Annotated in this window: 17 protein-coding genes; 14 read left to right on the top strand and 3 right to left on the bottom strand. The window is 34.5% G+C overall.

The genetic code is table 11. The annotated features are described in order from the left end of the window. Window positions 1–218 precede the first annotated feature (218 nt). Entirely contained in the window at window positions 219–1,112 is an 894-nt protein-coding gene (locus IEV50_RS15275) for a DUF6515 family protein (RefSeq protein ID WP_188415935.1), read from the bottom strand. Between the two features lie 201 nt (window positions 1,113–1,313). On the opposite strand from IEV50_RS15275, the gene IEV50_RS15270 reads away from it, so the two are divergent. The 10 genes from IEV50_RS15270 to IEV50_RS15230 all read left to right on the top strand — a co-directional run bounded on the left by IEV50_RS15270 (window position 1,314) and on the right by IEV50_RS15230 (window position 10,877). Further along, window positions 1,314–3,182, top strand: coding sequence for a CocE/NonD family hydrolase (locus IEV50_RS15270; RefSeq protein WP_188415933.1), 1,869 nt, complete (start codon window positions 1,314–1,316; stop codon window positions 3,180–3,182). 6 nt (window positions 3,183–3,188) lie between these two features. Beyond that, a complete protein-coding gene (locus IEV50_RS15265; protein WP_188415931.1) occupies window positions 3,189–5,060 on the top strand; it encodes a CocE/NonD family hydrolase in 1,872 nt (623 codons plus the stop codon). A gap of 11 nt (window positions 5,061–5,071) precedes the next feature. Next, a complete protein-coding gene (locus IEV50_RS15260) occupies window positions 5,072–6,730 on the top strand; it encodes a M1 family metallopeptidase (protein WP_188415929.1) in 1,659 nt (552 codons plus the stop codon). Window positions 6,731–6,930: 200 nt separating this feature from the next. Beyond that, on the top strand, window positions 6,931–7,662 hold the full coding sequence (locus IEV50_RS15255) for a head GIN domain-containing protein (protein ID WP_188415927.1): 732 nt from the start codon (window positions 6,931–6,933) through the stop codon (window positions 7,660–7,662). Between the two features lie 292 nt (window positions 7,663–7,954). Then, window positions 7,955–8,332 (top strand): VOC family protein, encoded by a 378-nt coding sequence (locus IEV50_RS15250; protein WP_188415925.1) that lies wholly within the window; start codon window positions 7,955–7,957, stop codon window positions 8,330–8,332. 111 nt (window positions 8,333–8,443) lie between these two features. Beyond that, complete coding sequence (locus tag IEV50_RS19850; protein WP_308785482.1) at window positions 8,444–8,584, top strand: hypothetical protein; 141 nt, start codon at window positions 8,444–8,446, stop codon at window positions 8,582–8,584. Between the two features lie 12 nt (window positions 8,585–8,596). Next, window positions 8,597–9,013, top strand: a complete 417-nt coding sequence (locus IEV50_RS15245; protein ID WP_308785481.1) for a Crp/Fnr family transcriptional regulator — start codon at window positions 8,597–8,599, stop codon at window positions 9,011–9,013. 74 nt (window positions 9,014–9,087) lie between these two features. Next, window positions 9,088–9,825 carry an SDR family oxidoreductase gene (locus IEV50_RS15240; protein WP_188415923.1) on the top strand — a complete coding sequence of 246 codons (738 nt, stop codon included), beginning with the start codon at window positions 9,088–9,090 and terminating at the stop codon, window positions 9,823–9,825. 217 nt (window positions 9,826–10,042) lie between these two features. Further along, a complete protein-coding gene (locus IEV50_RS15235; protein ID WP_188415921.1) occupies window positions 10,043–10,369 on the top strand; it encodes an ArsR/SmtB family transcription factor in 327 nt (108 codons plus the stop codon). 37 nt (window positions 10,370–10,406) lie between these two features. Next, on the top strand, window positions 10,407–10,877 hold the full coding sequence (locus IEV50_RS15230) for a DUF6428 family protein (protein ID WP_188415918.1): 471 nt from the start codon (window positions 10,407–10,409) through the stop codon (window positions 10,875–10,877). An 89-nt stretch (window positions 10,878–10,966) separates the two neighbouring features. On the opposite strand, the gene IEV50_RS15225 is transcribed toward IEV50_RS15230, so the two are convergent. Both IEV50_RS15225 and IEV50_RS15220 read right to left on the bottom strand, forming a co-directional pair. After that, window positions 10,967–11,857, bottom strand: a complete 891-nt coding sequence (locus IEV50_RS15225) for a hypothetical protein (protein ID WP_229746755.1) — start codon at window positions 11,855–11,857, stop codon at window positions 10,967–10,969. An 85-nt stretch (window positions 11,858–11,942) separates the two neighbouring features. Beyond that, a complete protein-coding gene (locus IEV50_RS15220; protein ID WP_188415916.1) occupies window positions 11,943–12,647 on the bottom strand; it encodes a DUF2490 domain-containing protein in 705 nt (234 codons plus the stop codon). Window positions 12,648–12,892: 245 nt separating this feature from the next. Here IEV50_RS15220 and fabV point away from each other — a divergent pair, with 245 nt between their 5' ends. The 4 genes from fabV (at window position 12,893) to IEV50_RS15200 (ending at window position 16,711) form a co-directional block, all read left to right on the top strand. After that, window positions 12,893–14,086, top strand: a complete 1,194-nt coding sequence (gene fabV, locus IEV50_RS15215; RefSeq protein ID WP_188415914.1) for an enoyl-ACP reductase FabV — start codon at window positions 12,893–12,895, stop codon at window positions 14,084–14,086. Between the two features lie 164 nt (window positions 14,087–14,250). Next, a complete protein-coding gene (locus IEV50_RS15210) occupies window positions 14,251–14,784 on the top strand; it encodes a GNAT family N-acetyltransferase (RefSeq protein ID WP_188415912.1) in 534 nt (177 codons plus the stop codon). A gap of 198 nt (window positions 14,785–14,982) precedes the next feature. Then, window positions 14,983–15,435: a cold-shock protein gene (locus IEV50_RS15205; RefSeq protein ID WP_109926476.1), complete on the top strand. Its 453-nt coding sequence runs from the start codon at window positions 14,983–14,985 to the stop codon at window positions 15,433–15,435. Window positions 15,436–16,024: 589 nt separating this feature from the next. Beyond that, window positions 16,025–16,711 (top strand): SIMPL domain-containing protein, encoded by a 687-nt coding sequence (locus IEV50_RS15200; protein ID WP_188415910.1) that lies wholly within the window; start codon window positions 16,025–16,027, stop codon window positions 16,709–16,711. Window positions 16,712–16,767 lie beyond the last annotated feature (56 nt).

The raw sequence follows: 16,767 nt of genomic DNA, 5'->3' as shown, positions 1-16,767 counted from the left end.
AATGAATGAATAATTTTAATTCTGCGGAGATCCGTGAGATTAGCGGGAATTCTTTAGCCAAACAATAATTTTGTAAAATTTGCCAATCTATTTGGGCTATTTAAAATATTGTCCCGCAGATAACGCAGAATAGATTTTTGAAAACGACTAGCAACTTATGAAAACAAAAAAGCCGCTTTAATAAAAATCAAAGCGGCTTCATCTATTTTAAAAAAATACTAATATAATTTACCAATAACACGGTAACTTGTAGTGTTTCCACTTATAACCTCTTCATAATAAACATCATCAGGGGAAACAAAATATTTCTCATTTTTAATGGTAACTTCCCTGCATCCTTCTGGCAATACATTGATAATATCACCAATTTGGTGTGTATCAATCGGACCATCAGTTGTATTTAAAACCCCATCTTTACCAGCAACAATATAAACTGTTTTACCATCCTTATCAGTTCCTTGCGTGTAATAAATGCCTTTATACTCGTAATAATCTACACCATCAATCGTAACCAATTCTGCTTCAGATGGTAAATTTGGCACTTCGGCACCCACAGGCGGAACAACAACTTGATAATTGTTTTCATACTGACGGTAAAACAGCCCGCCTGAATAATAAAACTGGTCTTGCCCATAATAAAATGGATAATAACCAAATGGCAAAACATTTAAGCGAAAGCCAATGAATGGTCTATAATAATTATAGTAACCGTAATATGCTCTATTTCTAAATCCTGAACGATAACCAAAACCCGGACGATAAGCATACCCAGGTCTGTTGTATCCAACACCTGGTCTGTAGCCATTATTAGGACGATATCCTGGACGTTCGGGTCTTCCAGAACTGTAACGACCACCCTGCGAATTATTAAAGCCACTACGATTTGGTGCTTGAGAAATCCTATTGTTTGATGAAGGCGCTTGAGCAGATGGTTGCCTAAAGCCGCCACCTCTTGAGGGTGATACAGAGCTAGAACGACCTCCTCCTCCACCAATGCTACCACCACCGCCGCCTCTGCTTGGTCTTTGAGCTGAAGCACTGTCAACAGCTAATGTTGCCATCACAGCTGCTGCCGCAAAAACAACTAATGTTTTATTTAATAACCTTTTCATTTTTTTGTGTTTAAAACAATTATATATAAGACGAGAAAAATCTATAAAAGATTATCTAACAATTTTAATTTAACTAAATTTTGATAATGGAATGACTATCAATGTATTTTACATCTTAACAAACCTTTTACCAGATGTTTTTTCTATTCAATTCTGATAAACCCTATATTTAAATTTTATTCCTAAAAATCAACCTCAAAAATGAACCCTTGTAAAATTTTAGGCCTATTAATTTGTCTGTTTGTATCCAGCAGTTTAATGGCTCAGCAATCCGATTCGGCTTACGTAAGAGAAAATTACACAAAAATAGAACGTAAAATACCAATGCGGGATGGCGTTAAACTTTTCACTTCAATTTATATACCCAAAAATCAATCCAAAAAATACCCCTTCTTAATTAATAGAACACCTTATACCGTAGCACCTTACGGCGAGGATAAGTACAAACTCAGTTTAGGAAATTTCCCTGCGATGATGCGCGAAGGCTTTATTTTTGTTTATCAGGATGTTCGCGGAAGATGGATGAGCGAGGGAACATTTGAGGATATTCGCCCGCAGACTTTGAAAAAAGGCAAAAAAGACATTGATGAAAGCACCGATACTTATGATACAATTGACTGGCTGATCAAAAACGTTAAAAACAATAATGGTAACGCTGGTATTTATGGCATTTCATATCCGGGTTTTTACTCTACCACATCGTTACCAAATTCGCACCCGGCTTTAAAAGCAGTTTCGCCTCAAGCTCCAGTAACTGATTGGTTTATTGGCGATGATTTTCATCACGGAGGCTCATTGTTTTTAATGGATGCTTTCAGTTTTATGAGTGGGTTCGGTGTTCCAAGACCAAAGCCAATTACACCAGATAAAGGTCCTAAAGGCTTTAAATTTCCTATTCAGGATAATTACCGATTTTACTTAGAAGCTGGTTCAGTTAAAAATTTAAAAGATAAATATTTTGCAGACAGCATTAAATTCTGGAATGATTTAACTAAACACCCTAATTTAGATACTTTCTGGAAAGCACGATTCATACTTCCACATTTAACAAATGTAAAACCTGCTGTTATGGTTGTTGGTGGTTTTTTCGATGCTGAAGATGCTTACGGAACTTTTGCAACTTACAAGGCCATAGAAAAACAAAATCCCAGTGCAAACAATATTTTAGTTGCCGGGCCTTGGTTTCACGGCGGCTGGGTTCGTAGCGACGGCTCATCTTTTGGAGATATTAATTTCGGTAAAACCACAAGCATCGATTACCAACAGCAATTCGAACTGCCATTTTTTAAACATTATTTAAAAGGCGAAGGCGATTTTAATGCTGCAGAAGCAAATATTTTTGTAACAGGAAGCAACGAATGGAAAAAGTTTAGCGCGTGGCCGCCTAAAGATGTAGAAACAAAAAATCTGTATTTACAACCTAACGGAAAACTAGCTTTTGAGAAAGTTGGCAGAACCGATAGCTGGGATGAATATGTTAGCGACCCCAATAATCCGGTGCCTTACCAAGATGGCGTACAAACGAGGCGTACCCGAGAATATATGATAGACGATCAGCGCTTTGCTGCCCGCAGGCCAGATGTAAAAACCTATCAAACCGATGCACTAAATGAAGACATTACTTTAACAGGCCCTGTTTTAGCAAATCTTGTGGTTTCTACAACAGGAACAGATGCCGATTATGTGGTTAAATTGATAGACGTTTATCCAGAAGATGCTCCAAATCCTATCCCTAATCCAAATAATATAATAATGGGAGGTTATGAAATGCTGGTTCGTGGTGAAATACTTCGCGGAAAATATCGAAATAGCTTCGAAAAACCCGAGCCTTTTGTATCAGCGGCAATAACAAAAGTTAATTATGCTTTACCTGATGTTGCACACACTTTTAAAAAAGGGCACAAAATTATGGTTCAAATTCAAAATTCATGGTTTCCACTAGCCGATAGAAATCCGCAAAAATTCATGGATATTTACCAGGCAGAACCGGGTGATTTCCAAAAAGCAACGCATAAAATTTACCACGATACATCAAACAGTTCTTACATCATCCTATCTGTTTTAAAATAAATCAATATGAAATACTTCAAAGTTATATTATCAGTATTCCTTTTATCTGCTACGGCGAGCTTTGCCCAAACCAATAGCAGTTACACGAAAGAAAATTTCACTAAAAAAGAAATCTACATTACCATGCGAGATGGGGTGAAACTGTTTACAGCCATTTACACGCCAAAAGATGCTGCGAAAGACAAAAAATATCCGATGATTATGCAGAGGACTTGTTATAGCATTGCACCTTATGGCGAAGATAAATTTCCTTCAAAGTTAGGCCCATCTGATTTGATGATGAAAGAAGGTTATATCGTAGTGATGCAGGATGTTCGTGGCCGTTATAAGAGTGAAGGTACCTTTACAAACATGACACCGGTTATTGATAACAAAAAAGCAAAAACTGATGTTGATGAAGGTTCTGATACTTACGATACGATTGATTGGCTGGTAAAAAATGTTGCCAATAATAACGGGAAGGTTGGTCAATGGGGAATTTCTTACCCAGGTTTTTACACCGCAGCAGGTATTTTAAGTAACCATCCTGCTTTAAAAGCTTCGTCGCCACAAGCTCCAATTTCCGATTTTTTCTTTGATGATTTCCATCACAACGGATCATTTCTTCAAAGCTATTTCTTTACTTTTCCTGTGTTTGGGGTTCAAAAAACACAGCCAGAAACTACAGCATGGTATGGTAAGCAAACCATTAAACCAAACACTAAAGATGGTTATCAGTTTGCATTGGATTTAGGTCCGCTAACAAATGCTGATAAATATTATAAGGATAATTTTTTCTGGCAAGAAACAGTGAACCACCCAAACTATGATGAATTTTGGCAAAAACGCGGTCTGTTAAAACATTATAATACTGTTAAACCAGCAGTAATGGTAGTTGGTGGTTGGTATGATGCAGAAGATTTATCAGGACCATTAAACATTTATAAATCAATTGAAAAGAAAAACCCGAACGCATATAATACAATTGTGATGGGACCTTTTGGGCATGGAAGATGGAGCCGAGAAACCGGACACACTATGCACAGTAACGTTTATTTTGGAGATAGTATTGCAACATTCTATCAAAAAAACATCGAAGCAAAATTCTTTAACCATTTCTTAAAAGGTAATGGCGATAAAAATTCTGGCTTGCCCGAAGCCTATATGTATGATACAGGCAAAAAAGATTGGGAAACTTTTGATAAATGGCCGACGGAAAAAGCGACTAAACAAAAACTTTATTTAAGTGCAGATGGAAAGTTAAGCATGACTGCTCCCGCATCAGCAGGCTCTGTAACTTACATCAGCGACCCATTAAAACCTGTTCCTTATACTGAAGACTTAACCACAACGCTGGGTTTTACACCGCATAATTATATGAGCGAAGATCAGCGCTTTGCAGGTCGCAGACCAGATGTTTTAGTTTACCAAACCGACATTTTAGATAATGACATTACTTTGGGTGGCGAAATTATGTCGCACCTTAAAGTTGCAACTACAGGAACTGATGCAGATTTTATTGTAAAACTGATTGATGTTTATCCTGCCGATGAACCGAACAATGCTTACATGCCCAATAAGAACATTACTTTAAGTAATTATTGGCAAATGGTACGCTCAGAAGTTATGCCTGCCCGTTTCCGTAACAGTTTCGAAAAACCCGAAGCTTTGGTAGCAAACCAGAAAACTGATGTTAATTTTAGATTACAGGATGTTTTACACACCTTTAAAAAAGGACATAGAATTATGATTCAGGTGCAGAGTACTGCTTTCCCTTTATTTGCCCGTAACCCACAAAAATTTGTAGAAAACCCATATAAAGCTACCGAAGCCGATTACATTAAAGCCACTCAAACCATATTTAACGACAGCTTTATTGAAGTTGATGTAATTAAGTAATAAACCATCTAATGAAAAAAATATTATTACTCCTTGTCATATCATTAAGTGGATCAACTTTATACGCTCAAATGCTTGGCAAAAACCAGGTAAATTCAAGAGCCGATAGCCTTAGGGGAAGCCTGACACCTTTACGAACTTGTTACGACATTAACTATTACCATTTAGATGTTAAAATAGACCTCGAACAAAAATCAGTAAGCGGAAGTAATGAGTTTGTATTTACAGCAACGCAAGATTTTACCAAGCTTCAATTCGATTTGTTTTCAAATTTAAAGATTGAAAAAGTAATTTATAAAGGTAATGAATTACCTTTCACCAGAGAATACAATGCTGTTTTTACAAGCTTCCCGAAAACAATTAAAAAAGGAACTAAAGATAAATTTACAGTTTTTTACTCGGGCAATCCGACTGTAGCACGTAATCCACCTTGGGATGGTGGATTTATTTTCAAGAAAGATTCTGCCGAAAATCCTTTCGTATCTGTTGCATGCCAGGGTTTAGGTGCAAGCGTTTGGTGGCCAAATAAAGATCATCAAAGCGATGAAGTTGACAGCATGTTAATCAGCATAAGCGTACCGAAGGATTTGCAGGAAATATCGAACGGAAGATTAAGAAACACAGTTGATAAACCTGATGGCTACAAACAATATAACTGGTTTGTAAGCAACCCGATTAACAATTACGATGTTACTTTTTATATCGGCAAATATGCTCATTGGACAGATAGTTATGATGGTGAAGCAGGAAAATTAAGCCTTGATTTTTGGGCTTTAAAAGTTGATAGTGCAAAAGCACGTCCGCATTGGGATGCTGATGTAAAACCCATGATTAAATGTTTCGAATACTGGTTTGGTCATTATCCATGGTATAAAGATGGCTATAAATTAGTTGAGGCTCCCCATTTAGGCATGGAACATCAAAGTGCCGTTGCTTATGGAAATCAATTTAAAAAAGGCTATTTGGGCAGAGATTTAAGTGGTACAGGCCACGGCTTAAAATGGGATTATATAACCGTTCATGAAAGCGGGCACGAATGGTTTGGCAACAGCATTACCACTAAAGATATTGCAGATATGTGGGTACATGAAGGTTTTACAGATTACTCTGAAACACTTTTTACAGAATGCAGCGAAAATAAACAAGCTGCTGATGAATATGTAATTGGCATTAGAAAAAGCATAGGTAACCGAACACCAATTATTGGCCCCTATGGTGTAAATAAAGAAGGCTCAGGCGATATGTATTATAAAGGAGCAAATTTAATTCATACCATCCGCCAGTTAGTTAATAACGATGAAAAATTTAGACAGGTTCTTCGTGGTATAAGTGAAACTTTTTATCATAAAACAGTAACAACCGCCGAAGTAGAAAATTATATCGCGAGTAAAAGTGGTTTAAAATTAGATAAGGTTTTCGACCAATATTTACGCTACAGCAAAATTCCTGTTTTAGAGTATAAAATTAACAACAGTATGCTTTCTTATCGTTGGGTTACGGATGTTAAGGGTTTCGATATGCCTGTCAAAGTTTCGCTGAAAACTGGAAATTATAGTTTAATTAAACCTACCAACTATTGGAAAACCATAAAGGTTGATGCAAGCATTAACGCAGATAATTTTAAAAACGACCCATTATTTTACATTGCAACAAAAAAGGTAGTGGATTAAATACATTGGCTTTCAAACATGGAGCTAAAAATTTGTTAAGATCTAAAGAGACGCAATCAATGATGTTTTTTTCAACGTCCAAAATATTTGAATAATAATTTAAACTCCATGCAACTTTTAAAAAAAACCGTCGTCTTATTAAAAAACCATAATCAAATTCGCTTTAATGTTTTAAACAAAAAAGCATAATTTTTAATACCATGAAAAAAATATTCTCAATTTTATGCGCTGCGCTATTAATTACAGCAAGTTATAATTCATTTGCTAATACAAGCCTACCATCAAACAATTCGATAAAAGCAGAAGACGATAGGGACGTTAGAAATTTTAATGGAGTTGCCGCAGGCGGTCCGATAAATGTTATAATTACTTTAGGCAACACCGAAAGTTGCAGATTTGAAGGTGATGCCAATGCCATTGCAACTTTAATTACTGAGGTTAAAGGCAACGTATTAATTATTCGCCCTGAAAACAGCTGGACAAGTTGGGAACATAAATACGAAAACAAAAAAATAACAGCTTACGTAACTGCTAAAAATATTAAAAGTTTAACAATGAGCGGTTCTGGCGTTATGAGTGTTAAAGGAAATGTATCAGCAAAAACACTTTCTGTAACGGTAAGCGGCTCTGGAACGGTGAATACTACTGCAGATGTTGATGATTTAAATAGCGTTATTAGTGGCTCTGGTAAGTTAAATATTAACGGCTCTGCTGATGAAGCAACGATTGTAATTAGTGGTTCTGGCAATTTTTCTGGAAAAGATTTATCTGTAAATGATTTATCGACAACTATGAGTGGTTCTGGCACAGTAAATATAAAAGCTGAACAAAGCATTAAAGCAGTTATTAGCGGTTCGGGTAACATTAATTATTCTGGCAATGCAACTGTAGAAAAAACTGTAATTGGTTCTGGTAGGATAAGAAAAATATAATTTGCAAACACACAAATGTTAATTTGAGCGCCTCGGATAAATTCTGGGCGCTTTTTTTTATAAATAGGATTTCAAATGCGTTTTATATTTACTAAGTTTATTTAAATCTAGCTACGAATGTTCGCAGAAATACTTAATTCAATTTTAACCTTAACATGCTCGAATTTGAAATTCAATCAAAAACCTGGTTGATTGATTTATATTTCCAACAAATAGAAAATCAAATAAAAATGATACCAGATTAACTTCGCTTAAACCAAAAAAAATATTTACACGTAAAAATACAACGGAAATGAAAAAAGTAACAGGTATTGGTGGCATATTTTTCAAATGCAAAGACCCAAAAAAAATGACCGAATGGTATCAAAAACATTTGGGCTTAGAAACAAATCCTTATGGTGCAACTTTTGATTGGTATGAAGGAGCTGACAACACAAAAAAAGCACAAACACAATGGACGCCATTTGCAGAAACAACAAAATATTTTGAACCATCTGCAAAGGATTTTATGGTAAACTATCGAGTTGAAAACTTGGAAACCCTAGTTGAGGAATTGAAAAAAGAAGGTGTAACAATTGTAGATACGATTGAAACCTATGATTATGGAAAATTTGTGCACATCCTTGACGCAGAAGGAAACAAAATCCAACTATGGGAGCCAAAAGATTAAAAAAAAAGCAAATAATTAGCTTAATCAACAAGAAAAAAATCATTACATCCTTCTAGTTGCTTTTTGCCAAATGACAAATCCTCAAAAAATAATTTTTACTAATTTTAAGGGATGAAAGAATTTGCAGAATACTTATTGCGTTTTGGCAATTTAAATCAACAACAGATAGCTTTAATTTCAAGTAAAGCAACTGAATTAAACTTCAGGAAGAATGAGTATTTTCAGAAGCAGGGAAAATTGCAAAACAAGTAGAATTTATTCTAGATGGTATCATCAGAGTGTGCTATTACAATAATAAAGGAGAAGAAATTACTAAATATTTTTATTGAAGAAAACAATCTTATTGTAGATTTAAATAGTTTCGATAATGAAATTCCTTCATCATCTTATGTAGAGGCAATTACAGATTGCAAGATTATCGTTTTCTCAAAAAAAGATTGGACAGAACTTTCTATTACCATAATCAACTGGGATGATATTGTACGTAAAATTATTTCAAAAGCATTCTTGCAGAAAGTAGAAAGAATCAGCCAATTATTATCTCAGGATGCCAAAACAAGATATTTAAAATTTCTTGAAATATATCCAAATATTACTAACCGTATACCGCTTGCCTATATTGCTTCTTATTTAGGCATTACACAATCCCCATTAAGCAGAGTTAGAAAAAGTATTTACTAAATTGCTTTTTGCCAAATGGCAAATGATTTCAATTTTAAAAAAACAATTTGCACTATAATTTAATTACAATAAATATGAAATCAGTATTAATTACAGGAGCCAACAGAAGCATTGGTTTGGAAACAGCTAAACAACTTTCGAAACAAAGATTATTTGTATATTTAGGTAGCCGCAACCTGGAAAAAGGAAAATCGGTAGTGCAAGAACTAATTGAAAATGGATTTCAAAATATTAAAGCTATTGAAATTGATGTAACCAACACTGATTCAATTTTGGAGGCAAAAAGCATTGTCGAAAAAGAGCAAGGCAAATTAGATATTTTAATCAACAACGCAGGGATAAGTGGACCATTCCCACAAAATGCTTCAGATACACCGCTAAAGAATATCCAGGAAGTGTTTGACACAAATTTCTTTGGTGTGATTAACGTAACTCAGATATTTTTAGAATTACTTAAAAAGTCAGATAGTCCTAGAATAAGCAATATTACTTCAGGGCTAGGTTCTTTAACGCTTCATAGTGATCCTAACTGGAAATACTACGATGTAAAAAGCGCAGGCTATGGAACTTCGAAGGCCGCTTTAAACGCTTATACAATTGTATTAGCTTATGAACTCAAAGATTTGCCATTCAAAGTAAATGCAATAGACCCAGGCTATACGGCCACAGATTTTAACCATCACAATGGCCCCGGAACTGTTGAAAGTGCAGTAAAATTTATTATTAAACATACCTTAATAGATGATAAAGCCCCAACTGGAAAATTTTACAGTAACGATATTGAAGATGAAACTGAAGTAAGCCCCTGGTAAAAATTAGTTTATTTATGCCTTGATAAAACTTTTACTTACCCTATTACGAGAAAGTTAAAGCGCATTCAAATAAAAAATGCCTTCTTTTATGAAAATGAAGAAGGCATTTTTATTAACAAGCATTTTTAAAACGAAAGCAAAAGATAAAATATTTTTTCATAAAATTCTCCATAACAGAAACTATATCGTAATATTGCAATATTAAAATTAATTGAAAATGGGTGCAACAAAAACAGAACACTTTACAGATAAGCAAAACCAAATAGCGACAATTGCAAAAGCACTGGGTCATCCGGCAAGAGTAGCCATTATAGATTATTTATTAAAAGTAAATGAGTGTATTTGTGGTGATATAGTAAACGAACTACCCCTTGCGCAACCAACCATTTCTCAGCATTTGAAGGAGCTAAAAAATGCCGGACTAATTAAAGGAAATATTGAAGGAACCACGATTTGCTACTGTATCAATGAAAAAACCTTTGATATTTTAAAGACATATTTCTCCAATATCATTGCTAACGATAGGGAGCAAAACTGCTGCTAACATTTTTTAAATAATAATACTGCATTAAAACTTGATTATGAAACTATTAGAGATTAAAAAATATTTAGAAACAGCCGAAGCTGTAAATTTCAAATTACCATCAGGAGAATTTGTTCCGGAACATTTTCATGTAACAGAAGTTGGCTTAGTTACCAAACATTTTATTGACTGTGGCGGCGTAGAACGCTTGGAGAAAGTTATAAACTTTCAACTTTGGGATGCAAATGATTTCGAGCATCGCTTAAAACCCGAAAAGCTATTGCACATTATAAATCTTTCTGAAGAAAAGCTGGGTATTGGAAATTTAGAAATCGAAGTCGAATATCAATCAGATACTATTGGAAAGTACGATTTGGCTTTTGATGGAAAAGATTTTGAACTTGTTTCAAAAAATACAGCCTGCCTGGCATCAGATAGTTGCGGTATTCCGCCATCAAAACAAAAAATCCAGCTACCGCAACTTAAATCTCAATCTGCTAATTGCAAACCAGGTGGAGGTTGCTGTTAAATTAAATAACGTTATCAAAAAACAATAAAATAAATATAGCATTATGTTGAACTTTGGTTTAAAAAAATGATATCCAAACGAAGTTAGTACTAAAACTGAACTCCAATTACCCACATATTTTCAAGATAATTAATTTTCTGACTTGCTTTATCATATTCGTCCCAGCCAGTAGTATGAATTGTTTTCAAATTCGTTGTACCTACTTTGGTTGTATTTTGAAGATAAATATTTTTCCAAACATAAAATTTCAGCCCGACTTTGGCAGAAATACCATAACCTGCAACGTTCCAATGGTTGTTTCTTCCAAGTCCAAATAAACGGACATCAGAACGAGGAACAACCATACCTCCACCTAATCCGGTTTCTAGAGTTAAAGAGGTGTTACCACCCGGAGCCACCCATATATCATCATAACGCTCCACTTCAACATTAGCATAATTAAAGCCATCAGTATGTTCAAAAGTTAACATACTTTCCTTAACGTTAATCATTTGCCCGTTATAATTACCCGCCATAGATCCTGTTGATACGCCTTCCTTCGAAATATTTGACCCTATAAATCCTGTAATTGCAACTGTTTGCGGAATATCCATTACATATTTCATATGATCCCAGCCAACTGAAATGCTATAATTATCTTTAATAAAATAACCAACCCGAATATTGTATTGAGGAACTGTAATTAATCCCGGATTCAAATAATCCCAACTTAATTTAGATTGCCTATCATGAGCAACTACATCTTTTAATGTAAAATCGTAATTTGGTCCTTGAAATCTAATATCACTTTTTCCATACCAAGAATGGTTATAACCCCAATGGAAATAAAAATCGCCTTTACGCGAATCTTTTCTTGTGTGTTCAGGGTTAAATAAACTTTTAGAAGTTGGCGCAATATCTGTTGATGAAGTTTTAATTTCCTGAGCCTGCATCCGCCTGCCGAACAATAATGCTAAAAATAGTATTGAAAATCTTTTCACGCGGCAAATTGAGCAAAAAGCGTTATCAATTACAACACCTTTAACATTTTGTAATAGTCCTGATACAAAAAATGACTTAAAGATTTTAAAACCTCGTATAAAGTGCTAGTTGAACAATATTATTATTGGTATGGCTGCTTGTATTTTTTACGGCCTGGTTCATATAACCTACTTCCATATCAAACTTTTTAGAGAACCGATAACCGCCTGCCAGGTATATACGGTTTTGATCGAATATGCTATTATTTATTTTTGCCTTATTTTGAAAGTTTAAGAAAACCTCATTTTGCAGCGCAATAAAAGCCCCTTTGGTAAACGTAGGCTGCGCTTTTTGCAAAGGCTTAATTAACCTGATAAAATACCTAAAACGCTGTGCAAATATATCCTCAGTTGCCCTTTCTATAAAACGTTGCTCTACCCTTACCCTATGACTTGCAAAAACTGTTTTAATTTTGTGGGTATAAATGTATTGTTCAAAAATTCGATGTTCATCAAAATGAGTATTTGCAATTCCGTCTATTTGATTTTGAGTTGTTTGCCACAAATAACCAAGTGCAACATTATGTTTATCGTTTATAAAATATTGTACCGCCGGCCTAACTAATGTATTTCTAACATATTTCCAATTATCCGCAGAACGCACTTGAACATCAAACTGCAATCCCCATTTTTTATTAATCTTAGTGTTGTTAAGCAAAAAAAGCCAGCCTGTATTTTGATATTGAGTTTGTGCAGAAAGCTTGGCAAAAGCAACAATACATAATAAGAATAGAAATATTAATTTTTTCATAAGGAAATTAAGGCAATGTTAACTGATTCCGCTAATTTAATAGAAAATTAATAAAGCAGACAACTTAACACTTAATTAATACACAGGACGATTTAATTTGTTAATTAAAAAACCATTTATTTAAATTTCGTTTAGCGTTAAGCAATTAAAAATTTATCTTCGTTAAAGATTTGGGGATTAAGGTAATTTTTCATTCCCCGAAACTGCAATAATTTTGAATATTACAAAACGTAAAAAAGAACAAAATGATTATTGAACCGAGAATGAGGGGCTTTATTTGCTTAACATCACATCCTGATGGTTGTGCGCAAAACGTAAAGAACCAAATTGAATATGTAAAATCTAAAGGTAATATTAACGGACCTAAAAAAGTATTGGTAATTGGTGCATCAACAGGCTTTGGTCTTGCATCAAGAATTACCGCAGCCTTTGGTTCAGATGCATCAACAATAGGAGTATTTTTCGAAAAAGCACCTTCTACGGGTAAAACGGCATCTCCAGGTTGGTACAATAGCGCAGCTTTTGAAAAAGAAGCACATGCTGCTGGTTTATATGCAAAAAGCATAAATGGTGATGCCTTTTCAAAAGAAATTAAAGAGAAAACTTTAGCAACTATTAAAGCTGATTTGAGCCAGGTAGATTTAGTAATTTACAGCCTGGCCTCTCCTGTAAGAAAACACCCTGATACAGAAGTTTTACATCGTTCTACACTAAAACCAATTGGCGGAGCATATACCAATAAGACTGTAGATTTCCATACCGGAAATGTTAGCGAAATTTCTATCGAACCAGCAACAGAAGAAGATATTGCAAATACGGTAGCCGTAATGGGTGGAGAAGATTGGGCGATGTGGATTGACGCCCTTAAAGCAGAAAACCTATTGGCTGAAGGTGCAACAACTGTTGCTTACTCTTATATTGGTCCATCGTTAACCGAGGCGGTTTACCGTAAAGGAACAATTGGCCGTGCGAAAGATGACCTGGAAGCAACAGCCTTTACAATTGCCAACAAATTGAAAGATATTAACGGTAAGGCTTATGTTTCTGTTAACAAGGCTTTGGTTACACAAGCGAGTTCGGCTATTCCGGTAATTCCATTATATATTTCATTGCTTTACAAAATAATGAAAGAAGAAGGTATTCACGAAGGTACCATAGAACAAATACAGCGATTATACGCAGAGCGGTTATATACCGGCAGTCCTGTTCCTGTTGATGAGCAAGGGAGAATTAGAATTGACGATTGGGAAATGCGTGAAGATGTACAAGCTAAAGTTGCAGAACTTTGGACAGAAGCTACAACTGAAACTTTACCTTCAATTGGCGATTTAGCAGGCTATCGCTCAGATTTCTTAAGCTTGTTTGGTTTCGAAATCGATAATGTAGATTATCAAAAGGAGGCAAACGAATTAGTAGAAATCGAGGGCCTGGTTGAATAGCTGTCACATTGAGCCTGTCGAAATGGTCAAAAGTTCTTTACAAGTTCAGAATAACATCTGGATAAACCTGCGCTTGTTTATAACGAGTGTATAAACAGCAAAATATTACATCGTTAATAACATTACGGCCGGCTTTTGCCGGCCTTTTTTTAATACAAGACAAAATGCATTTCGATTTACAACCGACCTTAGAATGTGATTTAATTAAACTTGCACCGCTAAAGGCAGAAGATTTTGAAAATCTTTATGCTGTAGCTTCCGATCCTTTAATTTGGGAACAACACCCAAATAAAAACCGTTATAAAAAAGAAGTATTTGAAAACTTTTTTAAAGGGGCAATAGAATCAAAAGGCGCATTTATTGTTTACGATAAGGCAACAAAACATGCGGTTGGCAGCTCAAGATATTATGAATTTGATGATAAACATAAATCAATTTCTGTAGGCTATACATTTATTGGAAGAGATTTTTGGGGTAAGGGGCATAATGCTGCCTTAAAAAAACTAATGTTAGATTATGCCTTTCAATTTGTAGATAAGGTAATTTTACACATTGGTGCAACAAATTACCGCTCTCAAAAGGCAACAGAGAAATTGGGCGCAATAAAAGTTAACGAGATAGAAATAGCTTATTATGGCGAATCTGTAAAATGGAATTTCGTTTATCAAATTGAAAAGGATAAATGGAAAAATGGATGATATAATTACTGCTAATTCGCAGATTAAAATAAATAATTGCGCAGAAATGAATCAGCGAATCTGTGGCTAAAACAAAAATATTGAGTTTTGCACTATAGAGTACTGACGGAATAAAATCGTATTTCTGCTTTAGTATTATTATATTTGCATTAATCTGTATTCCACTCACTTCACAAAAAACAAAACAAATAAATAAATATGGCTAAATCTCAGGCAACATACAGTAAAAAAGAGAACGAAAAAAAACGACTAAAAAAGCAAAAAGACAAACAAGAGAAAAAAGAAGAACGTCAGTCTAATGCAAAAAAGGGCTTAGCTCTTGAAGAAATGTTTGCATACGTTGATGAAAATGGTAATATCTCCTCTACCCCACCAGATCCGAAAAAGAAAAAGGTATTTAACATCGAAGATGTTCAAATTGGTATAACAAGACAAGAAGATATTATTGACGAAAACCCTGTGAAAAAAGGAACTGTTACATTCTTCAACGATAGTAAAGGTTATGGTTTCATTAAAAACACAGAAACTCAGGATAGTATTTTTGTTCACGCAAATGGTTTGGTTACACAAATTAAAGAAGGCGATAAAGTTACGTTTGAAGTAGAAATGGGACAAAAAGGACCAACTGCTGTTAAAGTTTCAAAGGTATAAATACCTAAAATTAGTATTCCAATTTGTAGTTTACTCCAACTGCAACACGATTAAAATTCTGCAGAATATTCTGCTGCGCCAGGTTTTATAAACATTTATATTTCCGTCTATTTAAGCATAAAACCTTGCGCATAATTTTTTTTAATTTCTAGTATTTTTATTTAGAAAATCACGGTTCTGTAATGCTTCGGCAATAGCAGTCCCACCATCGCTTATAGTTCTCATTTTCGCTTCGCTACCATTCCGGGCTATACGCTCTGTCGGGTTTAAGTAGCAAAAACTACAGTTCTTTTTAAAATTACCATGCAATTCAATGGAATATTATTTGAAAAAGACAGGTATTTAAACGGTATTTCACAGTCCATATTTGCTTATCTACTTTGTGTTATCATAGTGGTACAACCCTTTGTTTTTAAACCCGATAGGAGTAAAAAGCCCACAGCGTAGCGAGGACTTGTAACGAATAGCGGGGCAGGTTTTGCCATTGATTACTTACGCTCATTTTCTATAAATTTAAAAAAAAATTAATCTCGGTGTGGAATTTGTATTAAAACAACATCATTACAGCACACACAAAAGAAAAATAAATATGAAAAAGTTAATAGCAATTGCACTCGTTGCATTTTTTGGTTTATCTACAGCGATGGCTCAACAAACAGATTTACGCCGCAAAATTAATGTTAGTGGTAGCGCAGAAACAGAAGTTACACCAGATATTATTTACATTAGTATTTCGCTGAAAGAATATTTAAATGGAAAGAAAAAAGTAGAAATTACCGATTTGGAAAAACAACTTTATGCAGCGGTTCAAAAGGCTGGAATTGCTAAAGAAAATTTAACCATAAGTAACTTAAGTAGCTGGAATTATGCTACAGAAAAAAAGAAAAATCCTGATTTTTTAGCGAGTAAACAATATCGTTTAAAAGTTAGCGATTTAAATAAATTTGATGGGATATTAGAAGCAATTGACCCTAAAGGAATTGCCAGTACAAATATTGAAAGCTACGATTATTCGAAAATTGAAAGCTTAAAAAAGGAACTTAAAATTAAAGCATTACTAGCTGCAAAAGAAAAAGCTGCTTACATGGTAGAAGCACTTGGCGATAAATTAGGTGGTGTAATTGAAATACAGGATGGTGGCGACAATGTTATACAACCAGTTTATAGAAACTACATGGTTAAATCGGCAATGGCTGATGCAGAAGCTGCACCAGAAATAGATTTTAAGAAAATTAAGCTAAATTTTACTGTAAACGCCATTTTTGAAATTAAATAACCTATTTAACATTTAGTTTAATGCTTTTTAAAACCTACCGGAACATTTTGGTAGGT

Origin of the sequence: Pedobacter mendelii (assembly GCF_014635725.1) — a bacterium.
In the GTDB taxonomy this organism is placed as follows: domain Bacteria; phylum Bacteroidota; class Bacteroidia; order Sphingobacteriales; family Sphingobacteriaceae; genus Pedobacter; species Pedobacter mendelii.
The sequence above is the reverse complement of the archived record's forward strand: the minus strand, read 5'-3'. Positions and strand labels throughout refer to the sequence as shown.

Bases quoted from the DNA above. Each gene is read 5' to 3' on its own strand.
- IEV50_RS15205 (WP_109926476.1), top strand. From the start codon at position 14,983: ATGGCTAAATCTCAGGCAACATACAGTAAAAAAGAGAACGAAAAAAAA.
- IEV50_RS15210 (WP_188415912.1), top strand. From the start codon at position 14,251: ATGCATTTCGATTTACAACCGACCTTAGAATGTGATTTAATTAAACTT.
- IEV50_RS15235 (WP_188415921.1), top strand. From the start codon at position 10,043: ATGGGTGCAACAAAAACAGAACACTTTACAGATAAGCAAAACCAAATA.
- IEV50_RS15220 (WP_188415916.1), bottom strand. From the start codon at position 12,647: ATGAAAAAATTAATATTTCTATTCTTATTATGTATTGTTGCTTTTGCC.
- IEV50_RS15200 (WP_188415910.1), top strand. From the start codon at position 16,025: ATGAAAAAGTTAATAGCAATTGCACTCGTTGCATTTTTTGGTTTATCT.
- IEV50_RS15270 (WP_188415933.1), top strand. From the start codon at position 1,314: ATGAACCCTTGTAAAATTTTAGGCCTATTAATTTGTCTGTTTGTATCC.
- IEV50_RS15265 (WP_188415931.1), top strand. From the start codon at position 3,189: ATGAAATACTTCAAAGTTATATTATCAGTATTCCTTTTATCTGCTACG.
- IEV50_RS15245 (WP_308785481.1), top strand. From the start codon at position 8,597: ATGGTATCATCAGAGTGTGCTATTACAATAATAAAGGAGAAGAAATTA.
- IEV50_RS15255 (WP_188415927.1), top strand. From the start codon at position 6,931: ATGAAAAAAATATTCTCAATTTTATGCGCTGCGCTATTAATTACAGCA.
- fabV (WP_188415914.1), top strand. From the start codon at position 12,893: ATGATTATTGAACCGAGAATGAGGGGCTTTATTTGCTTAACATCACAT.
- IEV50_RS15230 (WP_188415918.1), top strand. From the start codon at position 10,407: ATGAAACTATTAGAGATTAAAAAATATTTAGAAACAGCCGAAGCTGTA.
- IEV50_RS15260 (WP_188415929.1), top strand. From the start codon at position 5,072: ATGAAAAAAATATTATTACTCCTTGTCATATCATTAAGTGGATCAACT.
- IEV50_RS19850 (WP_308785482.1), top strand. From the start codon at position 8,444: ATGAAAGAATTTGCAGAATACTTATTGCGTTTTGGCAATTTAAATCAA.
- IEV50_RS15250 (WP_188415925.1), top strand. From the start codon at position 7,955: ATGAAAAAAGTAACAGGTATTGGTGGCATATTTTTCAAATGCAAAGAC.
- IEV50_RS15240 (WP_188415923.1), top strand. From the start codon at position 9,088: ATGAAATCAGTATTAATTACAGGAGCCAACAGAAGCATTGGTTTGGAA.
- IEV50_RS15275 (WP_188415935.1), bottom strand. From the start codon at position 1,112: ATGAAAAGGTTATTAAATAAAACATTAGTTGTTTTTGCGGCAGCAGCT.